This window comes from Streptomyces sp. NPDC002076 (assembly GCF_053593835.1).
This window is the reverse complement of the sequence record NZ_JBSFDI010000027.1, coordinates 30,314-46,069: the sequence shown is the minus strand read 5'-3', so window position 1 is coordinate 46,069 and position 15,756 is coordinate 30,314. Positions and strand designations below refer to the sequence as shown.

Genomic DNA, 15,756 nt, shown 5'->3' with positions numbered 1-15,756 from the left:
TGGCCCCGATATGGTCCCCTGTCAAGATGAAAGATCATTCACTTTGAGGGAGGCGGGCCATGCCGCGCATCACGCCCGAGCGTCGGGAAGCCAAGCGTGCGGAGATCGTGGCGGCAGCGCGCCGGTGTTTCGCACGGGGCGGCTTCCACCAGACCTCGATGCCGGACATCGCCGCCGCAGCCGGTGTTTCTGCGGGTGCCCCCTACCGCTACTTCGCGAGCAAGGAGGAGATCATCCTGGCCATCGCCGCGGACGCCTTCCGGCTGATCTTCGAGCCGATGGAGCGGGTGGCCGTGGCCGCTGACGCCCCTTCCCTGGGCGACCTGGTCGCCGCCTCCCTTCAGGCACTGAGTGCCGAGACCATCACGGACGCCGCAGGGCAGGTGGTGCCGGTCGAGGAACTGCTGCAGTGCGTCGTGCAGACCTGGTCGGAACTGCTGCGCAACGACGGCCTGCACGCCCGCGCCTTGGAGGGTTTCGAAAGGGTCCGTCGCAGCATCGCCGACGCCCTGCGCCGCGGACAAGCGGCGGGCGCTGTCCAAACCGTGGAGCCGGAGAGCGGCGCACGGGTATTGATCGGTCTGCTGCACGGATTCCTGCTCCAGCGTGTGGCCTTCGGTTTGACCGACACGACCGGATTCAACGACGCCGTCCGGGGGTTGCTCGACGGAGCCGAGCGCCCGGACAACACCTCGCGGTGAGCGTTCCCCAGCTCAGGCTGCAAATCCGCTGCACATGCGGATGCGGCACCCCCGCATCCGCCGGCGCCATGATGGCCCACGCCGCGGTGGTGTTCCGCTGACAGGCCACGGACGGCGGTGGGAGAGTGGCACCGAGGCCGGGTTCGGGCCGGTGCGGGCCAAGGAGCGTGCGTATGCCGCGTTCCGGGACCGCATGGGCTTTGACCAGCAGCAGTGGAAGTACTTTCGGGCCATGGCCGAGCGGTTCTTCGATCGGAGCCCGGTCTTCGGCGCGCCGGATCCCCGGTATGGCGACGGCAGGCCGGTCTATGAACGCAGCGGACCCTATGGCGTGCGGTGGACACTGGTCGGTGTCGCCTGTCCGGACCCGCGCCGACTCAGAGCGTGGGCGGAAGAACTGGCCCTGCTGGTCCCCTCCCACAGCGAACTCGAAGTCCTCGCCGGTCGGGCGTGGGCCCCGTTCCAGGTCTATGTCCTTAACCCGGACACTGGCGAGACGGACGAAGAGCGCGTGCTGCCGGCAATTGTCATGTGACCGGCGTGCATGAAGCCTTTGGCTCCCGTCAAGGCTCACCGCCACGGGCATCACAGGCCGCGGGTGGCGCTGCACCCTGTCCTCCCTTACGTGCACCCGCAGCGATGTCCTCAATGCTGGGAGCAGCTACCCGCCCATCACCCTGAGGGTCCGCGTCGCCCGCAACACCCCGCCCCAGGTCGTCACGAACACCGTCACCGTCACCGGCGGCGGCGACACCACCACTCACACCACCACCGACCCCACCACTATCGACCACGAGCCGGGTCACCACGAGCCGGGTCACCACGAGCCGGGTCACCACAAGCCGGGTCACCACGAGACCCACGGCAAGAAGAAGTAACCCACCCTAAAGAAGCCCCCTGCCTGCAGTTGCCCTTGGGCTGTGGGAGGGGGCTCTTCGGTGTGGATCACTGCCGGGGCCCGTCAGGGCCACAGCCTTCGCCCTGTGCGAAGCCCGCGTCAGGGGCTTTTCCGCGCTCGGCTAAATGGCCGGCCCCTTGTGGTGTGTGGGGAATCGACGGATTTCGCTGTTCTGCGGAAACGTGGCAGGCCGGGGGAGATTGCCTCAAGGAGAGAGGCTCGTCAGGCGTTGGTGCCGGTGCACAGGAGTACAGCCAGGACGATGGCCGTGGCCAGGGGGCCCAGCAGCGCGTACCGGGCAGAACGAGCGAGGCGGCGGATGCCGGGGGCGAAGTACAGAGGTATCAGCATGGCCGCAGTGAGCCCGGTCTGGATCAGTGTCACCTTCGCCGACGGGAGTACCGACGTCAGAGGCTGTGCCCAGGCAACGGACAACACGGTCAGGAGAAGAACAGGGCCGAATGTGATCAGTGCCGTTCCGCTCCAGAAGAACAGGGCGACATCTCGACGAGGACGGCGGTGTTGAGGCGCTCGAGGGCGTCGGGATTGGGGAAGATCTGGACGACGTCGGTCCGGTGCTTGATCTCGCGGTTGATCCGCTCCAGCGGATTGGTCGACTGGATCTTCTTCCAGTGCCGATCAGGGAAGTCCGCGAACGCGGTCAGATCCTCCTTCGCCTCCAGGAGCATGCCCCTGACCTTGGGGAAGTGTCGGCCGAGCATGTCAGCGACGGTGTCGAGCTGGGCCCGGACGGCTGCTGCGGTGGGTTCGGCGAAGATCGTGCGGATGGTCGCCGCCACCATCTCGGCACAGTCCTTCGGGATCACTGCGAAGACGTTGCGCAGGAAGTGAACGCGGCACCTTTGATAGCCGGCGCCGAGCATGACGTTGCGCACGGCCTTGACCAGGCCGCTGTGGGCGTGGTGGTCGGCCGTCGAGTAGTCACCGAGGGCCAAGTGCGCGGAGAGGGCCAGTAAGTCCAGCTCGGCCTGGTCGTAGAAGGCGAGCATCCACACCGGCCGGTAGTCGGTGGGGTCGGCGCGCAGCATGGCGTCCTGCGCCTGCTCGAACGCCCGGCGGGTACCGGTGCGGTCCTGTGCCCCGCCGTGGATGGCCCCCTGGCGGGCCAGGCCAAGGGAGGCGAACAGGGGATCACGGCGGGTGAGGTGCAGGTTGCGGGCGACGTCGTTGGCGGCGAACGCGTCCGCCAGTCGGCCCATGTGGCGCTACCCCCTGGTCACCGAGGGCCGGAACGGCTCTTGCTCTTCCTGCACTTCGATCGTCCCAGCAGCAGGCTCGTTGCCTGCTGAGCTGAAGCGGCGAAGTCGGCCTTCATCACCCTGGCGAGGGTTGTCCTCGAACTACTCGGTCCGCGGCGCATGCTGCTCTGTCAGACTCGAGGGCGTGCCGAAGAGTCGTGGCCGCCGCACATCGCGTCGCGGCAAACAGTCAGTCCGCCGTTCGCCAGGCCCTCTGCGGTTGTCGGATCGTGTGCTACGGCAGGCCCGAACACTGCGCCTTGAAGACGCAGATGTCCTTGCCGCGGAGGCGTGGGCGAGTGGCTGCCTGGGCGAGGCGTGGCTGGGTGCAGGGATGACCGAACGCGAACCGGAACTGGTGCTATGTCGTGAGGTGGTGGGACGGGCTTCGACGAAACCGTCCCCCTCTGGCCTTGCCGCCCTCGCCGCGCTTCAGCGAGTCGGCCCGCCCGCCGGCCACGCCATGCTGCAGGAGACGATGGAGGTTCTGGCCGGTTCACAGCCGGTGCCGGCGTGGCACGCGGCCGACCCGCACCGCCCGGTGGGGGCTTGGTGCGCGGTGGACGTGTGGGACAGCGAGCGGGTGCTGTTCATCGACTACGACGGCCTGGTCCCGCACACGCTGATGGCGCACATCGGCGAGGTCGGCGGCACGCTGGTGGACAGGCTGGCGCTGCTTATGCCACAGGCGGCCCGCGCCTGGGAGGCGACGCGGGGTCAGGGCGAGGTGCCGATGCCGCTGGTCGAGCAGGACGCGGCCGAGGTGCTCGCCGATCTTGCCGCGGCGCTTCGGCTGACGGACATGACCTGGCCTCGCCCCGACGATGAGGATGTCGTCGGGCTGCGGGCACTGGCCTGGGCACGCTGCCGCGACCACCTGCCCGACTGGCCCGAGCACCAGCCGCTTGCACAGGGCGAGCGGGCCCGTGTGCTCGATGCGTTCGCACAGGCGGGCGCCCCTGCCGCGGAGGAAGCCGACACCGCCCGGTCGCTGGCCGAGCTGTTCTTGGACTACGCGGAGAACTACCTCAGCCGTGGGCCGCTGTGCTGGAGCCCCGGCCAGATCGCCGTCTTCCTGGGGGACTGGCTGCCCCGCAAGACGGTACTCGATCAGGCACACCGCGCTCTCCTGCCCGCTGTCTTGAAGCGATGGGTGACCTTCGCGCTCACCGAACGCGGCGTCCCCAAGCCGTGGATCGCTCCCGTCGTCGCCGCCATCGAGGCACATACGACCGCTTTCCGTGCGGCCTTCGACGACGAGGAGGCGTGGGGCCCGGCCAAGCAGATCGCGGCCGCCCTCGCCGCGCGGGACGTCGACCTCACCGACCGCGATGCCGTCGACGCCGCCGTGCGCGCCCTGAATGCCGAACGGCTCGCGCAACACCTCATGGACCACACCCGGCCGCCCGGCCCCTGACGTCCAGGCACGGACCGCACCCGCCCCCCGGGGCGGCGGCTCGCGACAACGCACCCCACACAGCAAGGACAGGCAGGAAGAAGCAGTAGTGGAACACGGCGATTCCCCCACGGTGCTGCCCCGCATCGCCCGGCTGGTGGCACGCAGCGGGGACCTCAAGTGCGAGCTGGTGGCCTTCGCGCACAGTCCCCGCTTCGCCCGGCGGTTGGATGCCCGGATCGAGGAGGCGGCGGACCGGCTCGGCTTCCTGGACGAGGCGATGGTCATCGAGACCATCGACCACTTCGTGCTGCAGCACCGGCTGGCGGACGGCTCGAGCGTTCTGGAGCGGTTTGTGACCCAGCGGCGGCCGCCGCTGAGCGAGGACGAGCGGGCGATGCTGCTCGGCTGGCGCGACGTGGTGGAGGCAGTCTTCGAAGTACAGGCCTGCGAAGGGGCTGCCGTCGTCCTGCACAACCTGCTCGATGACCTCCTCTACCGGGTCCACTCCAACCTGGGCCGGCGCGCCCTTGGGAAACTGCGCACAGGGATGTTCGTGGCCGGCCGTATCGTGCCCGTCCACCCCGACACGGACGTCTGGCTGGTCAGCGGCAACCTCACCACCTACCCACCCGGTGACGGACCGCAGCTGGCCCAGATTGCCGTCCAGACGCTCACCGTCCATCCGCATGTGCTGCGCCGCAATCCCGACATGCTGCGCAAGGCGTGGGAGATGCAGGCCGAAGCCCGCGCCGACTTCATCGAGGTGTTCGGTACCGACATGCTCGTCCTGGATGCCGGCGAGGCGCCCGTACGGATGCGGGAGTACCACCGTCACCGGCAGGACAAGGCCCTGGCCGAACTCGACGACGAAACCGCCACGCAGGCGATGAACGGCAGGCCTTCCCTTGACGAGCTCAGCAGTCTGCCCGAAGAACTCCGCGACGCGGACACCGTCGCCGTGATCTTCGACGAGACCGAAGGCCTGTGCTACTACGCCGACTTCGGCCACCTCGATGCGCTGTTCGCCGATCCCGCCCTGGCCCGTGACCGCACCTACCTGAGCCGGCTCAGGCAGTACCTGAACGACGACTCCGTCGCTCCCATGGCCATCCGCCGACTCATCCAGCGGCATCCCACGAACGCCGACGCCGTCTTCCGCGCACTCCTGCGCAAGCCCACCTTCGCCTGGGCGCGGGACGGGGAGGAGCTGCTGCGCCGCCGCAAGGCAGATCACTTCGCCCACGAGCCCTTGCCCAGCATCACCCCGGTCGGCGCCCGCCTCGCACAACTCCTGCGCACGCAAGGGAAGAAGAGGCGATGAGGCTGTCCACCGCCGCACTCGACGCCCTGGTCGCCGAGGCGATCGTCGATGCCTACGACGAGCACGAACAGCTCGCCGCCTTCCAGGAGGTCATCGAGGACCGCCTGGCCCTGCCGTTCACCACCGTCGTGCTCGGCATCCCCGTGACCGTCACCGCACTCCAGGACCGGCCCGGCAGCGGCATCGCCGCCCTGTGCAGACACGGCCGGCACGCTCAGGCGATCGGCATCCTCGACCTACCGCTGCCCGACCCCGCGCCTGAGGGATGGGCCTGGGTGGAGGCCTACCGGCACTGGACATCATGAGCCGCCTACGCGCCGGGCCCTTCCTCGTGGCTGCCCCCTGTGGGGCCGCCCAGGCCCTGACCGCCGCGTGGAGATCCTGACTTCGCCACCCACTCCTTCTGGGAGCCGGCGCGCCCCTGGGCCGAGGTGTCGCAGGGGCCGCCGCGCAGGACGGCTGCGGCGGGAAAGGGCCCGCCTGGCGGATAGCGAGCGCCCGTAGCTTGCGGCACGGGCCACCACGCAAGGGTGCGGGCTCGCCGTGTTGAAGGCGATGGCGGACACGCACGCCGTCCAGGGCGACGTTCATCGCCGACCGGGCGATCCCGCCTCGATGGAAGTCCCCCGGACTCCCACCTGTGTCTCCAGGGAAAAAGTAGCTCTGCGTGACCTACCGGCGTGTCATTGCGGAGTGTGCCCGCATGGTGTTGGCCCAAGGGTATGACCGTCTTCGGAACTGGGGTGCGCGCGGGCATTGTCGCTGGTGTGCTCAGTGGTGTGCCGTCGACGCTGCATGCCTTGGCCACGCGGCGTGATCCGCTGGCGGTGACCCGCGCGGCCGGATCGCTGCAGCCGGTGTCCTCCTGGTACTCGATCTTCGCGTACCGCCGCTTGTCCTCCTCGTCTCCCCGGCGGATGCCGGGCATGCCGGCACCCGTCCGGGCATCTGTTCCGTCGGCCTCCTCGTCTTCCGCAGACACCGGGTCCGGCTCCCGGGGCCCGACGGGTGCGCGCCGGTGAGGATTGAGGCAGACCAACTCCAACCGGGCCCTTCCGATACGGCTGCTGATCAGCGATCCGGGAACACACTCCCCCTGGCTGACAGCACGTGCCTGAAGGGGGCGGCCCGAGCTGCGGTAGAAGGCGACGTCGAATCCGCTGTCGAGCCACTCGTCAAAGATCTCGTCTGTTCCAGGCCGGCCGGAGCCGCTCGCCTCAGCCGTGCAGAACAGCGCCCGGGCAGCGTCATGGTCACCAGGCCCGCGCGGTCCGGCTCTGCGACTGCGGACATGGCGGGTCCGGGCGCCGGCTCAGGGCGTCCGTGGCCGCGGCCAGGTCCTTGCCGCCGCGCACGACGTGGCGGCAGCGGCTCCTGAACACGTGCCAGTGACCAGTTGTTGCGTCCTTGTGGACGGTCGCGGGCAGCGCGCAAGGCACGGTCCCTGAAGGGACGCCTTCGGCCTTGTGACGTAGCCTTCGGGTGCCGACCGATAGGGTGGCCAATTGACGAGCCGTCATAGTGCGTACCTAAGCGACGGTGGGTAGTCAGTGTGTCGCGAACTGCCCAATCGTCACCGGAGGTTCGGGGAGGGGCGCGTGCTAGCCTGAGACGTCCACAGCTAAGACAATGAGGACGAAATGATTGAAATTTCCCATCTGTTGGCGTGTACCGGCGCCTCCTTGGTCAAACCTGGAGCCGAGACCTTTACTGGTGCAGCCATCAACAGCAAGGAAGTTTCATCAGGTAGTCTGTTCTTCGCCATTCGCGGCAATCGGGATGGCCATGAGTTCGTACCGGACGCCGTCCGTGCCGGGGCGTCCGGAGTCGTCGTACAGCGGGACGTCGAAGACGTTCCGGACGGTGTGACAGTCGTCCGGGTTCCCGACACGCTCGTAGCGTTGCAGGAACTGGGGGCGGCGGCCCGCGCACGTTCGGACGCCCGGGTCGTCGCAGTCACCGGAAGCGCCGGCAAGACCACGACCAAGAGCATGGTCGCCCATCTCCTGGGCTCACGTTTCAACGTGCTGAGCAGCGACAAGAGTTTCAATAACCACCTGGGCGTTCCCCTTAGCCTTCTTCGGCTGATGCCAGAGCACTCGCACGCGGTAGCGGAGGTGGGCACCAATCATCGGGGAGAGATCAGCGCCCTCGCTCAGCTCGTGAAACCGGATGTCGCGCTCGTGACCAACGTCGGTTTCGCGCATGTCGGTAATTTCGCTTCCCGGGAGGAACTCGCCGACGAGAAAACCGATCTGCTGCGCCATGTGCGGTCCGGCGGCGTCTGGCTGCTGAACGGCGACGACGACCTGCTGAACGACGCGGCACGCCGCCAGCCCGCGCCGGAAGGCGTTAGCGTGCTACGAGTGGGCTTCGGTCCCGGCAACGACATCAGGGCCGCCGACGCCCGGTTCACGGAAACGGGCACGTCCGGCACGATCGTCGCCGGTAGCGAATCGGTCGTCTTCCACCTCCCGCTGCCCGGCCGGCATTTCGTCTACGCCGCGCTCTTCGCCTTGGCTGTCGGACGCCTGTGCGCGATCAGCCTAGAGGAGGGTGTGAAGAGCCTGGAGGAGTTCTCCACGCCCCAAGGCCGGGCATCGATGCGGAAGGTGACCGCAGAGCTTTCTGTTCTGGACGACAGCTACAACGCCAGTCCGGATGCGACCCTCGCCGCTTTGGATCTGCTTGGCGAGATGTCGGCGGATACCCGCATCGCGGTACTCGGCGAGATGCGCGAGCTGGGCATCTGGTCCGATGAGCTCCACCGGCTGGTCGGCCGGAAGGCGGCCACGGCCGCCACCCACCTCATTGCGGTGGGGGAAGAGGGAAAGAAGCTGCTCCAGGCGGCGGAAGCCCAAGGGTTTCCGGCGTCGGCCATGTCCTTGGCCGATTCGGCGCGCAACGCCCATGTGCTGACCCAGGACATCGTCTCGAAGTCCACCGGCCGGTGCGTCGTGCTGGCCAAAGGCGCCCGGTTCATGCATATGGAGCGTGTGCCGCTCGGCTTGTCCGGGCGGCATGTCGACTGTTCGCGGCGCGTGTGCACGAAGTACATCCATTGCCAGGACTGCCCTGAACTGGAGGCTGAGTAATGCGTGATCTCTCCAAACGGGATGAGCCGCTGATCAGGAAGTGCGCGGCCGGACATCACTTCCTGTCGGACTCCTGTGACCTGTGTTCCGCCGCCGTAGTGGCGGAGTACCCGTACCGGCCCGGGGACTGCATCGCGTGCGGCGTCTTATGCGGTGAACAGGCGTACGGCTGCACCTCTCCAGCTCCGCTGGAGATCGGCAGTGCCGCGCTGTAGTTGGACCTGTCACACAGGAACAGGCCCCCGCCCGTCGTCCGAGCGGGGGCTGCCGTTTTGCTGAGGCCTTCTACGGTTTCCCAGCGTGACGCCTCATCGCGGGCTCACGCCGAAAACGATGCTCTGCGCCGCCCGCAGCGCGTTCTGATACGACTGCTCGCGATCTTCCCCCACGGCGTGCACGTAGCCCACCGGACTGCTGTTGGAGTCCACGACGTGGCTCACGGCCTCACCGTAGGCGTAGTAGAGGCCGGCCGAGAGGCAGCCGGGATGGTCCACGGCGTCTTCGAGGCCTTCCGCCTTTTGGAGGAGACCGCTCTCGGGGACGGTGAGATACAGCTCGGTCGCGGCGCCTGAGAAGGTCGCCACCGGGTTGTTCCCAGTGAGCTTGGCGAGGACGAAGTCGGCGAGCGGCAGGCTCGACACGTAGCCAATGGCTTGTTCCATACCAGCGCCAACAAGGCGGGCGTTGAGTTCGACCAGCCGCGGCCCGTCTTCCGTGAGAATGAACTCGAGGTGGAAGGGGCCGAAGTCGTATCCCAGCGCGTCGAGAGTACACCGGACGAACGCGTCCGCCTCCGCGACAGGGGGCTCGGCAGCGAACCGCAGGGACAGCTCAACGAAGTGCGGAGGCGGCGACATCACCCGGTCGGAATAGCCGAAGATGGTCAACTCGTCGCCGTCGATGAAGCCTTCCGCACTGATCAGCGGGCCTTCGAGATACTCCTCGAAGAGAAGCTCGCGCTTCGGCTGAACCCTCCTGGCGTAGTGACGTTCGAGGTGCTTGCGTGCCAGGGCCCGCACGTCGTCGTCGTTGTGTACCAGCGCCACGTCCCAGCTGTAGGCGCCGTCCACGGGCTTGACGATGCAGGGGTATCCGATGGGTGAAGTCGGGTTCGGCTCGCTGGCGGGCAGGACGCCCCAGCGTGTGTTCTCCACGGCTGCGGCGGCGAGTGCCTGACGGGCCTTGGCCTTGTCCCGGGCGATGCCGACGCCCTGCGGATCGGGCCCGGGCAGCCCCAGGCTGCGGGCTACCTGGGCGGCGATGCGGACGAAACTGTCCACTGCGCTGTAGACGGCGACAATCTGGGAATCCAGGGCTTTGAGGGTCTGCTGGATGCTACCGGGGTCGCCGCTATCGGTGATCAGCCAGGCGTCTACGAGATCGTCGAAATGGTCTCCGTAGTAGCCCTGGTCGACCGTGACCACGGCCGTGCGGTGACCGCGTTGGCGGGCCGCCCGGAGAAAGAGCTCACTCGGTGAGCTCAGAGGCCGGCCGGCGTGGGGAAGGGCACGCGCACCGCCCGGTGAGGTGTGCAGTTCTATGAGAACGACCCAGGAGTTCTTCACGGACATCTTCCGTTCTGTGGGGAACATTGGTGCCGGTCAGCAAACGTGGTGGATCAAGGTGCTGGACAGGGCGTGCGGTGTCTGCACGAGTTCGTCCTCGAAGCTCTGCCAGAGGGCATGGTTGTGCCGGACGGCGGCCTCCGGGCGTGCCCCGTCGACGTCTCCTGTGGCCAGTCCCCACAGGGGACGCACCTGCGCGCCTCGACGGGCTTTGGTGGCGAGCGTTCCGATGCCGAGGTGCAGAAGGGGGATGCCCGCCCGGTAGGCCTGCTCGATCGGCCGGTAGTAGACGAGTTCGAAGTACTCCGACGCACTGGCGCGCGGGTGATCGAAGCCGAAGGCCCGTCCGGCGATCACGGTGGGGGTTGTGAAGGCCAGACCTCCCGCCCTCATTTCGCCCTCCGCCCAGCACGCCTGCACGGTGCCGGTCTCGCCGCAGCATTCGGCCTGCAGACGCATGAGCTCAGCGATGAACTCGTCGCCGACGTCATGTCCGTGTTTCCTCTCGTGGCGAGCCACAAGCGGAGCGAACTCCTGCCAGACGTCCCGGAATCCGACGGCCTTGGTCACATACCCAGCTTCCTCGAACGCTCGCCGGTCCCCCTTCACCTGGCGCCGCTGGTTCCGGCTCATTCCGGCCAGGTAATCGGCGAACGTCTCGCCGGGCAGCTCGATCGCACAGTCGCCCGCCAGGATGCGGGCAGTGGTCGTAGGCACCAGGCCGGTGAGGTAAGAGGCGTCCTCGTCATCGAGATAGAGCCACCAGGCACGCCCGTCGGACTCCTTGGCCGCGATCTCGTTGACGGCCCGGACCAGCGCCTGCGTCGCGGCCGCCGCCTCGGGGTGCGCACGGTCGACCAGCAGCCGGTTCGAGTTGCCTCTCCGGTTGCCCGCGAGGACAGTGGGCCCTTGCCGGGGCCTGTCGGCGTGTAGGTCGGGGAACTTCTCGACGGTGTCGTACAGGTCGCTCCATTCTCTATCGACCACATACACAGCGGCAGCCGCGACGACCGCGTCGTTGACGGTGACCTGCAGATACCGGGCTGTTGAGTGTTGATCCTGCTCCTGGTACAGGGTCCAGGCATGTCCGGCGTAGAACCAACCGCCGGCCAGTGTGTCCCAGGTGTCGGCATCCACTTGCTGGATGGTGTCTAGAGTCGAAATCTTCATCTTCAACCTTGCGGTGTGACAGTGCGGAGAGGTTGGACCGGAGAGGCACAGGGGTCAGGAAGCGGCAGTCGCTCGCGGGTCGGTGCCCGTGGGCGCGGAACCGCTGGCAGGAAGCCGCAGCTGTGCCCACCGGGCCGCGGCGGCCGTGCCCAGGCCTCCGGCGACGAAGACCGCAGCCAGTGCGGCCCAGCCGATCTGTCCGCGCTCAAGAACCAGGAGGGTCAGACCGGCAGGCGCCAAGGCGCGCACCACTCCTGGGGCGAGGGCAAAGGCGCTCTGGTAGACGCCCTGGGCGTCATCGGGGGCCAGTTGGAAGCTGAAGCAGAACTCACCGGCGCTTTGGAAGAGTTCCCCCAGGGTGAGCAATGCGGCCCAGGCCAGGAGCAGGATCAGGGCCGTCATGGCAGGCACGTGCGGGGTGAGCGCCATGACCCCACAGGACACCGAGAGCGCGAAGCCCGCGCGTCGCGAGGAGCGGGCGGCAGCGAGAATGGTGTTGGCCCGCGAGCTGACTCTCACCTGGAAGAGCACCACCAGGCCGGTGTTGACCAGGAGTACGGCGGAGACACTCCACAGCGGCGCCCGGGTGTGGTCGGCGATCCACAGCGGTACGGCGAAGGAGAGAACGGTGACGTGGAGCGACAGCAGGGCGTTGGCGGCGGCGACCGACATGTAGCCGAGATCGCGAAGCGGCGCGAAGAGCGATCCAGCCGGCGCGTTGTCAGCCCGTGGCTGGGCGGCATGTGAGGAGGCGGGGATGCGGGACACGAGCACGGCCGCCGCCGCGAACAACACGCTATTGCCCGCGATCAGGACGGTGTAGCTGGCAGTCGTGCCCACCGCCAACGCTCCGGCTGCCAGCAGGCTGCCGCAGCCCAGGCCGAGGTTCGTGCTCGTACGCAACTGAGCACGCCCCACTACCCGTTCCTCAGGCTTGCTGATGGAGTGGATGAGGGCACCCGCGGTCCCTGACACCCCGCTCTCGGCAATGCCGTTGACCGTGGCCACGCACAGGAATGCCGTGAAGCTGTCGACCACAGTGAACGCAGCCATGGCGAGCGCCTGCGTGATCAACAGAGCGACATAGATCCTTTTCGCGCCGTAGCGGTCCGCCAGCTTGCCCAGCGGCATCATCAACGCGAGACCGACTCCTGTGGCCAGGCCGAGTCCCGAGGCGACCTGACCTGCACTGAGGCCTACGCCGCGTGTGAAGTACAAGGCGCTGCCTGCGAGGTAGAGGCCGATGCCGATGGTGTTGATGAGGTTTGCGTAGGCGTAGCGGCGCAGCCCGGGTGATGCGGGCACGAGATTCAGGCCGGCCATGACGGTGTCAGTTTCCAATCGGTGGGTTCGGAGGAATTTGCTGGGCTCGAAGGAGCGGGGAGCGGGCACATGGCCCATCGGACACGCAGGCCGGGGAAGCCTGAAGGCACCGTCACGCTCTGGGTGTGACGGTGCCTTGTGCGCTGCTATGCGGCCGGCAGGTGCGACCTCACGGTTGGTAGGTGGCAGGTCGCTGCAGCCCGCTGGTCAGGATCGCCTCGATGAGACGGTCGTAGCTGATGCCGTCGGCGGCCGCCATGGTGGCGAGGTTCCCCGTGAGGGCCATGCCGGGCACCGTATTGAGCTCCAGCACGATCGGGCCGTCGGAGGACAGCATGAAGTCCACTCGGCCCACCCCGTAGCAGCCGCAGATCTCGAAGACGCGGAGAGCGGTGGAGCGCATGGTCTGCGACAGTTCCTCGGAGACTGGTGCCGGGCACCGGTACTCGGTGAGGTCCGGGTCGTTCTTCGCCTCGTTGTCGTAGAACTCGTTCTTGCTGACCGCCTCGAGCACCGGCAGGGCGCGGATCTCACCGCTGATCTGCAGGACACCGACCGTCATCGTGTTGGTCGACAGATACGGTTCGGCCAGGTATTCCTGCGAGACGTACCGGCCTTCGCTGGTGAGGATGGTCTCCACGTCCGCCATGTTCCGGACGATGCCCGCCTCGAAGCTGTCGCCGCTCGAGGCTGGCTTTACGAAGAGCGGGAACTTGAGGTCGGCCAGCGCCTGGACGATGTCATCCCTCGACATGCCTCGGCGAAGCACGGCCGAGGGCAGCGTCGGGATTCCATGGGCGGTCAGTAGCCGCTTGAACGTGGGCTTGTGCATGCCCAGCGCGCTCGCCAGCACGCCGGATCCCGTATACGGGAGGCGCACCATCTCAAGGAGTCCCTGGAGCTTGCCGTCCTCCGCGTACCAGCCATGTCCGGCCAGGAAGGCGGCGTCGTAGTCAGGGAGTTTCTTCCAGAACTCCAGGTCCAGCATGTCCACCATTTCGGCGCTGTGCCCAAGGTTGGTGAGGGCCTTCGCCGCCGGCTCGCCAGAGGTGTACGAACCCTCACCTTCCGGGCTGGGGCCACCTACAAGTACGGCAATACGCATGACAGAACTCCTGAATTCTTCCTTTTTACTGGCGCGAAGAAAAATCTGAAGGGCTACGGCACTAAGGGCAACAAGCTGGTCAGTCAGCGACCCTGCGAAGCGTGCGCCGTGAATCGTCGATGAGCCCGGTGCTCAGTTCCCATGGGTCGATGCCGGCGATTTTGGCGTGATCGGCTAGGGAGAGACCGTCGCCGATGAGGGTCACGGGTGTATCGGTCGGGGCCCAGTCGTCCATAATTACGCACAGGGCATCCATATAGACGGCCACGACCTGCGCCGATTTGTCACCAACGAAGATCCGGGTCCCGGCCAGTTTTACGTCGAAGCCGTCTGCATAGCCGACCGGAACAATCCCCATGAAGGAATCCCTGTGCACGCGATAGGCGTCCTCGTATCCGAGGGATTGACCGCGGGATACCCGTCGTACCTGGGCCAGATAACTAGTCCATCGCAGGGTCGGTCGAATACCGAAGTCCGAGTCCGGGGAGGGCGGGAAACCGACCAGCGTACAACCGGCGCGCACGGCATCGAGATGTGTCTCGGGGAAGAGCCATGCGGCACAGCTGTTCGCGATGTGCCGCATGGCTCCGGGCACGTGTGCGGCCAGCTCCAGGAAGGCCGAGAGCTGCCGGGAGGTGATGTCCGGATCGCCGTCGGTGGCGAACTGACTCATCACGCCGACGACTCGACCGCGGTGGATTGCGCCCGGGGTTTCGACTCCCCATCGGTTCAGCCCTGTGTTGATCTTGAGATGGTAGTCGACCTGGTCTGCCAGGAGCCGTGCCATCTCGTTCGTATGCGCCACACACTCCAGCCTCGCGTCCCGCGCGGCGGGTACCTCGTGGGAAGACACCGGGCCCATGACAATGATTCTTGCCTGGGGTAGCGCTTTTCTCAGTGCAATCCCTTCATTGAGTGTCGCCACACATAACGCGTTGGCGCCTACTTCCATTGATGCTTGTGCGACCGGAAGGGCTCCGTGTCCGTATGCATTCGCCTTGACTACAGCCCATAATTCCGTCCCGGATAACTCCTGCATGAGCAGGTCCGCATTCTGGCGGACCGCAGACAGATCTAAAGTTATTTCCGAACGATGCACCGCGAATCCCCCGCGTTTCGGATCATTTAATTAGTGCCGCCGTCTCGCATCTCCGGCCAGATAACTGTATATGAAAACCTCGTCAGGAGTGGGGGAGTTTGCGTCATGACGACCTAGGTCGGCGCGACTTCTGTTTGGCCAATTCGGGTCTCTATCGGGGGGTACTTGTGCAATGTTGTACCGTTATTTCCGGTGAGGCTCGAGTGGGGCATGGCGAGAAGCAAGGCGAAAATAGTGGCCTGATCAGGTCGTCCCTGGTGCAGCATCTCACGGTCGACCGTGTGAGTGATGTAACAGCGGTGTCAATAGCCGCCGGCTCAACGGTCGGGAGGGTTAAAGAACGGATAAGCAATGAGTCGGCGCCGAGCGCGTGCCGGGTTCTATGGCTCAAGCGGGTCGAGGGGTCATTCCTCACCCTGCGATAGCCGGACTCACCGATATCGCACAGCAGCCGGGTTTCGGGCCACTCGCTGCCGGTGGCCGTGTAGCGGACGGCGGTACGCTCCAGGTCGATGCCATGTGCGGCGGGGTCGGTGAGCATCCGGGCGAGGTAGGCGGTGGAGTCGGCACCGAGGCCTCGGTTGATGACGGTGTCCAGGCCGTCGGTGGTGCTCAAGCCGGGCAGCGACAGCGTGTACACGGTGCGGGGCGTGGCCTCCGTCACTCCTTCCGGGGCCCGTGCCCGGGCGAACGGCCGGGCATGGAAGGGAGGTTGGGCTGGTCCGCGCAGGGCGGCGAGTGCGTGCGCGGGTCGTGGACCAAGACGGAGCGCTGCTCGGCGAGCAGGCGGACGTTGCCGTCGGCGCGCACCAGCCCCGCTC

Annotated in this window: 14 protein-coding genes and 1 pseudogene; 7 read left to right on the top strand and 8 right to left on the bottom strand. The window is 66.9% G+C overall.

Annotated features, from left to right (window positions below; all coding sequences use genetic code 11):
- The first annotated feature begins 59 nt into the window (after positions 1-59).
- Positions 60-701 carry a TetR/AcrR family transcriptional regulator gene (locus ACWCQS_RS38795; RefSeq protein WP_451008850.1) on the top strand — a complete coding sequence of 214 codons (642 nt, stop codon included), beginning with the start codon at positions 60-62 and terminating at the stop codon, positions 699-701.
- A gap of 151 nt (positions 702-852) precedes the next feature.
- On the top strand, positions 853-1,236 hold the full coding sequence (locus ACWCQS_RS38790; RefSeq protein WP_451008849.1) for a hypothetical protein: 384 nt from the start codon (positions 853-855) through the stop codon (positions 1,234-1,236).
- A 585-nt stretch (positions 1,237-1,821) separates the two neighbouring features.
- On the opposite strand, the gene ACWCQS_RS38785 is transcribed toward ACWCQS_RS38790, so the two are convergent.
- Entirely contained in the window at positions 1,822-1,950 is a 129-nt protein-coding gene (locus ACWCQS_RS38785) for a hypothetical protein (RefSeq protein WP_451008848.1), read from the bottom strand.
- Between the two features lie 149 nt (positions 1,951-2,099).
- Positions 2,100-2,519 (bottom strand): annotated as a pseudogene (locus ACWCQS_RS38780) (transposase); the annotation flags it as partial.
- 817 nt (positions 2,520-3,336) lie between these two features.
- Here ACWCQS_RS38780 and ACWCQS_RS38775 point away from each other — a divergent pair.
- The 5 genes from ACWCQS_RS38775 (at position 3,337) to ACWCQS_RS38755 (ending at position 8,888) form a co-directional block, all read left to right on the top strand.
- The gene (locus ACWCQS_RS38775; protein ID WP_451008847.1) at positions 3,337-4,275 is read left to right on the top strand and encodes a hypothetical protein; all 939 of its coding nucleotides are present in this window, start codon (positions 3,337-3,339) and stop codon (positions 4,273-4,275) included.
- An 88-nt stretch (positions 4,276-4,363) separates the two neighbouring features.
- Entirely contained in the window at positions 4,364-5,578 is a 1,215-nt protein-coding gene (locus tag ACWCQS_RS38770) for a hypothetical protein (RefSeq protein ID WP_451008846.1), read from the top strand.
- Positions 5,575-5,883, top strand: coding sequence for a calcium-binding protein (locus tag ACWCQS_RS38765; protein WP_451008845.1), 309 nt, complete (start codon positions 5,575-5,577; stop codon positions 5,881-5,883). The genes ACWCQS_RS38770 and ACWCQS_RS38765 overlap by 4 nt, the downstream gene beginning before the upstream one ends.
- 1,335 nt (positions 5,884-7,218) lie before the next feature.
- Complete coding sequence (locus tag ACWCQS_RS38760) at positions 7,219-8,673, top strand: UDP-N-acetylmuramoyl-tripeptide--D-alanyl-D-alanine ligase (RefSeq protein ID WP_451008844.1); 1,455 nt, start codon at positions 7,219-7,221, stop codon at positions 8,671-8,673.
- Positions 8,673-8,888: a hypothetical protein gene (locus ACWCQS_RS38755; RefSeq protein WP_451008843.1), complete on the top strand. Its 216-nt coding sequence runs from the start codon at positions 8,673-8,675 to the stop codon at positions 8,886-8,888. Before ACWCQS_RS38760 ends, ACWCQS_RS38755 begins: the two co-directional genes overlap by 1 nt.
- Before the next feature lie 93 nt (positions 8,889-8,981).
- On the opposite strand, the gene ACWCQS_RS38750 is transcribed toward ACWCQS_RS38755, so the two are convergent.
- From ACWCQS_RS38750 to ACWCQS_RS38725, 6 genes are all read right to left on the bottom strand, one after another.
- Positions 8,982-10,244: an ATP-grasp domain-containing protein gene (locus ACWCQS_RS38750; protein ID WP_451008842.1), complete on the bottom strand. Its 1,263-nt coding sequence runs from the start codon at positions 10,242-10,244 to the stop codon at positions 8,982-8,984.
- Positions 10,245-10,274: 30 nt separating this feature from the next.
- Positions 10,275-11,375, bottom strand: a complete 1,101-nt coding sequence (locus ACWCQS_RS38745; protein ID WP_451008841.1) for a GNAT family N-acetyltransferase — start codon at positions 11,373-11,375, stop codon at positions 10,275-10,277.
- Between the two features lie 87 nt (positions 11,376-11,462).
- Entirely contained in the window at positions 11,463-12,731 is a 1,269-nt protein-coding gene (locus ACWCQS_RS38740) for an MFS transporter (protein ID WP_451008840.1), read from the bottom strand.
- 169 nt (positions 12,732-12,900) lie between these two features.
- Complete coding sequence (locus tag ACWCQS_RS38735) at positions 12,901-13,836, bottom strand: D-alanine--D-alanine ligase family protein (RefSeq protein ID WP_451008839.1); 936 nt, start codon at positions 13,834-13,836, stop codon at positions 12,901-12,903.
- 79 nt (positions 13,837-13,915) lie between these two features.
- Positions 13,916-14,935 (bottom strand): alanine racemase, encoded by a 1,020-nt coding sequence (gene alr, locus ACWCQS_RS38730; RefSeq protein ID WP_451008838.1) that lies wholly within the window; start codon positions 14,933-14,935, stop codon positions 13,916-13,918.
- Positions 14,936-15,595: 660 nt separating this feature from the next.
- On the bottom strand, positions 15,596-15,745 hold the full coding sequence (locus tag ACWCQS_RS38725; protein ID WP_451008837.1) for a hypothetical protein: 150 nt from the start codon (positions 15,743-15,745) through the stop codon (positions 15,596-15,598).
- Between the last annotated feature and the right edge of the window lie 11 nt (positions 15,746-15,756).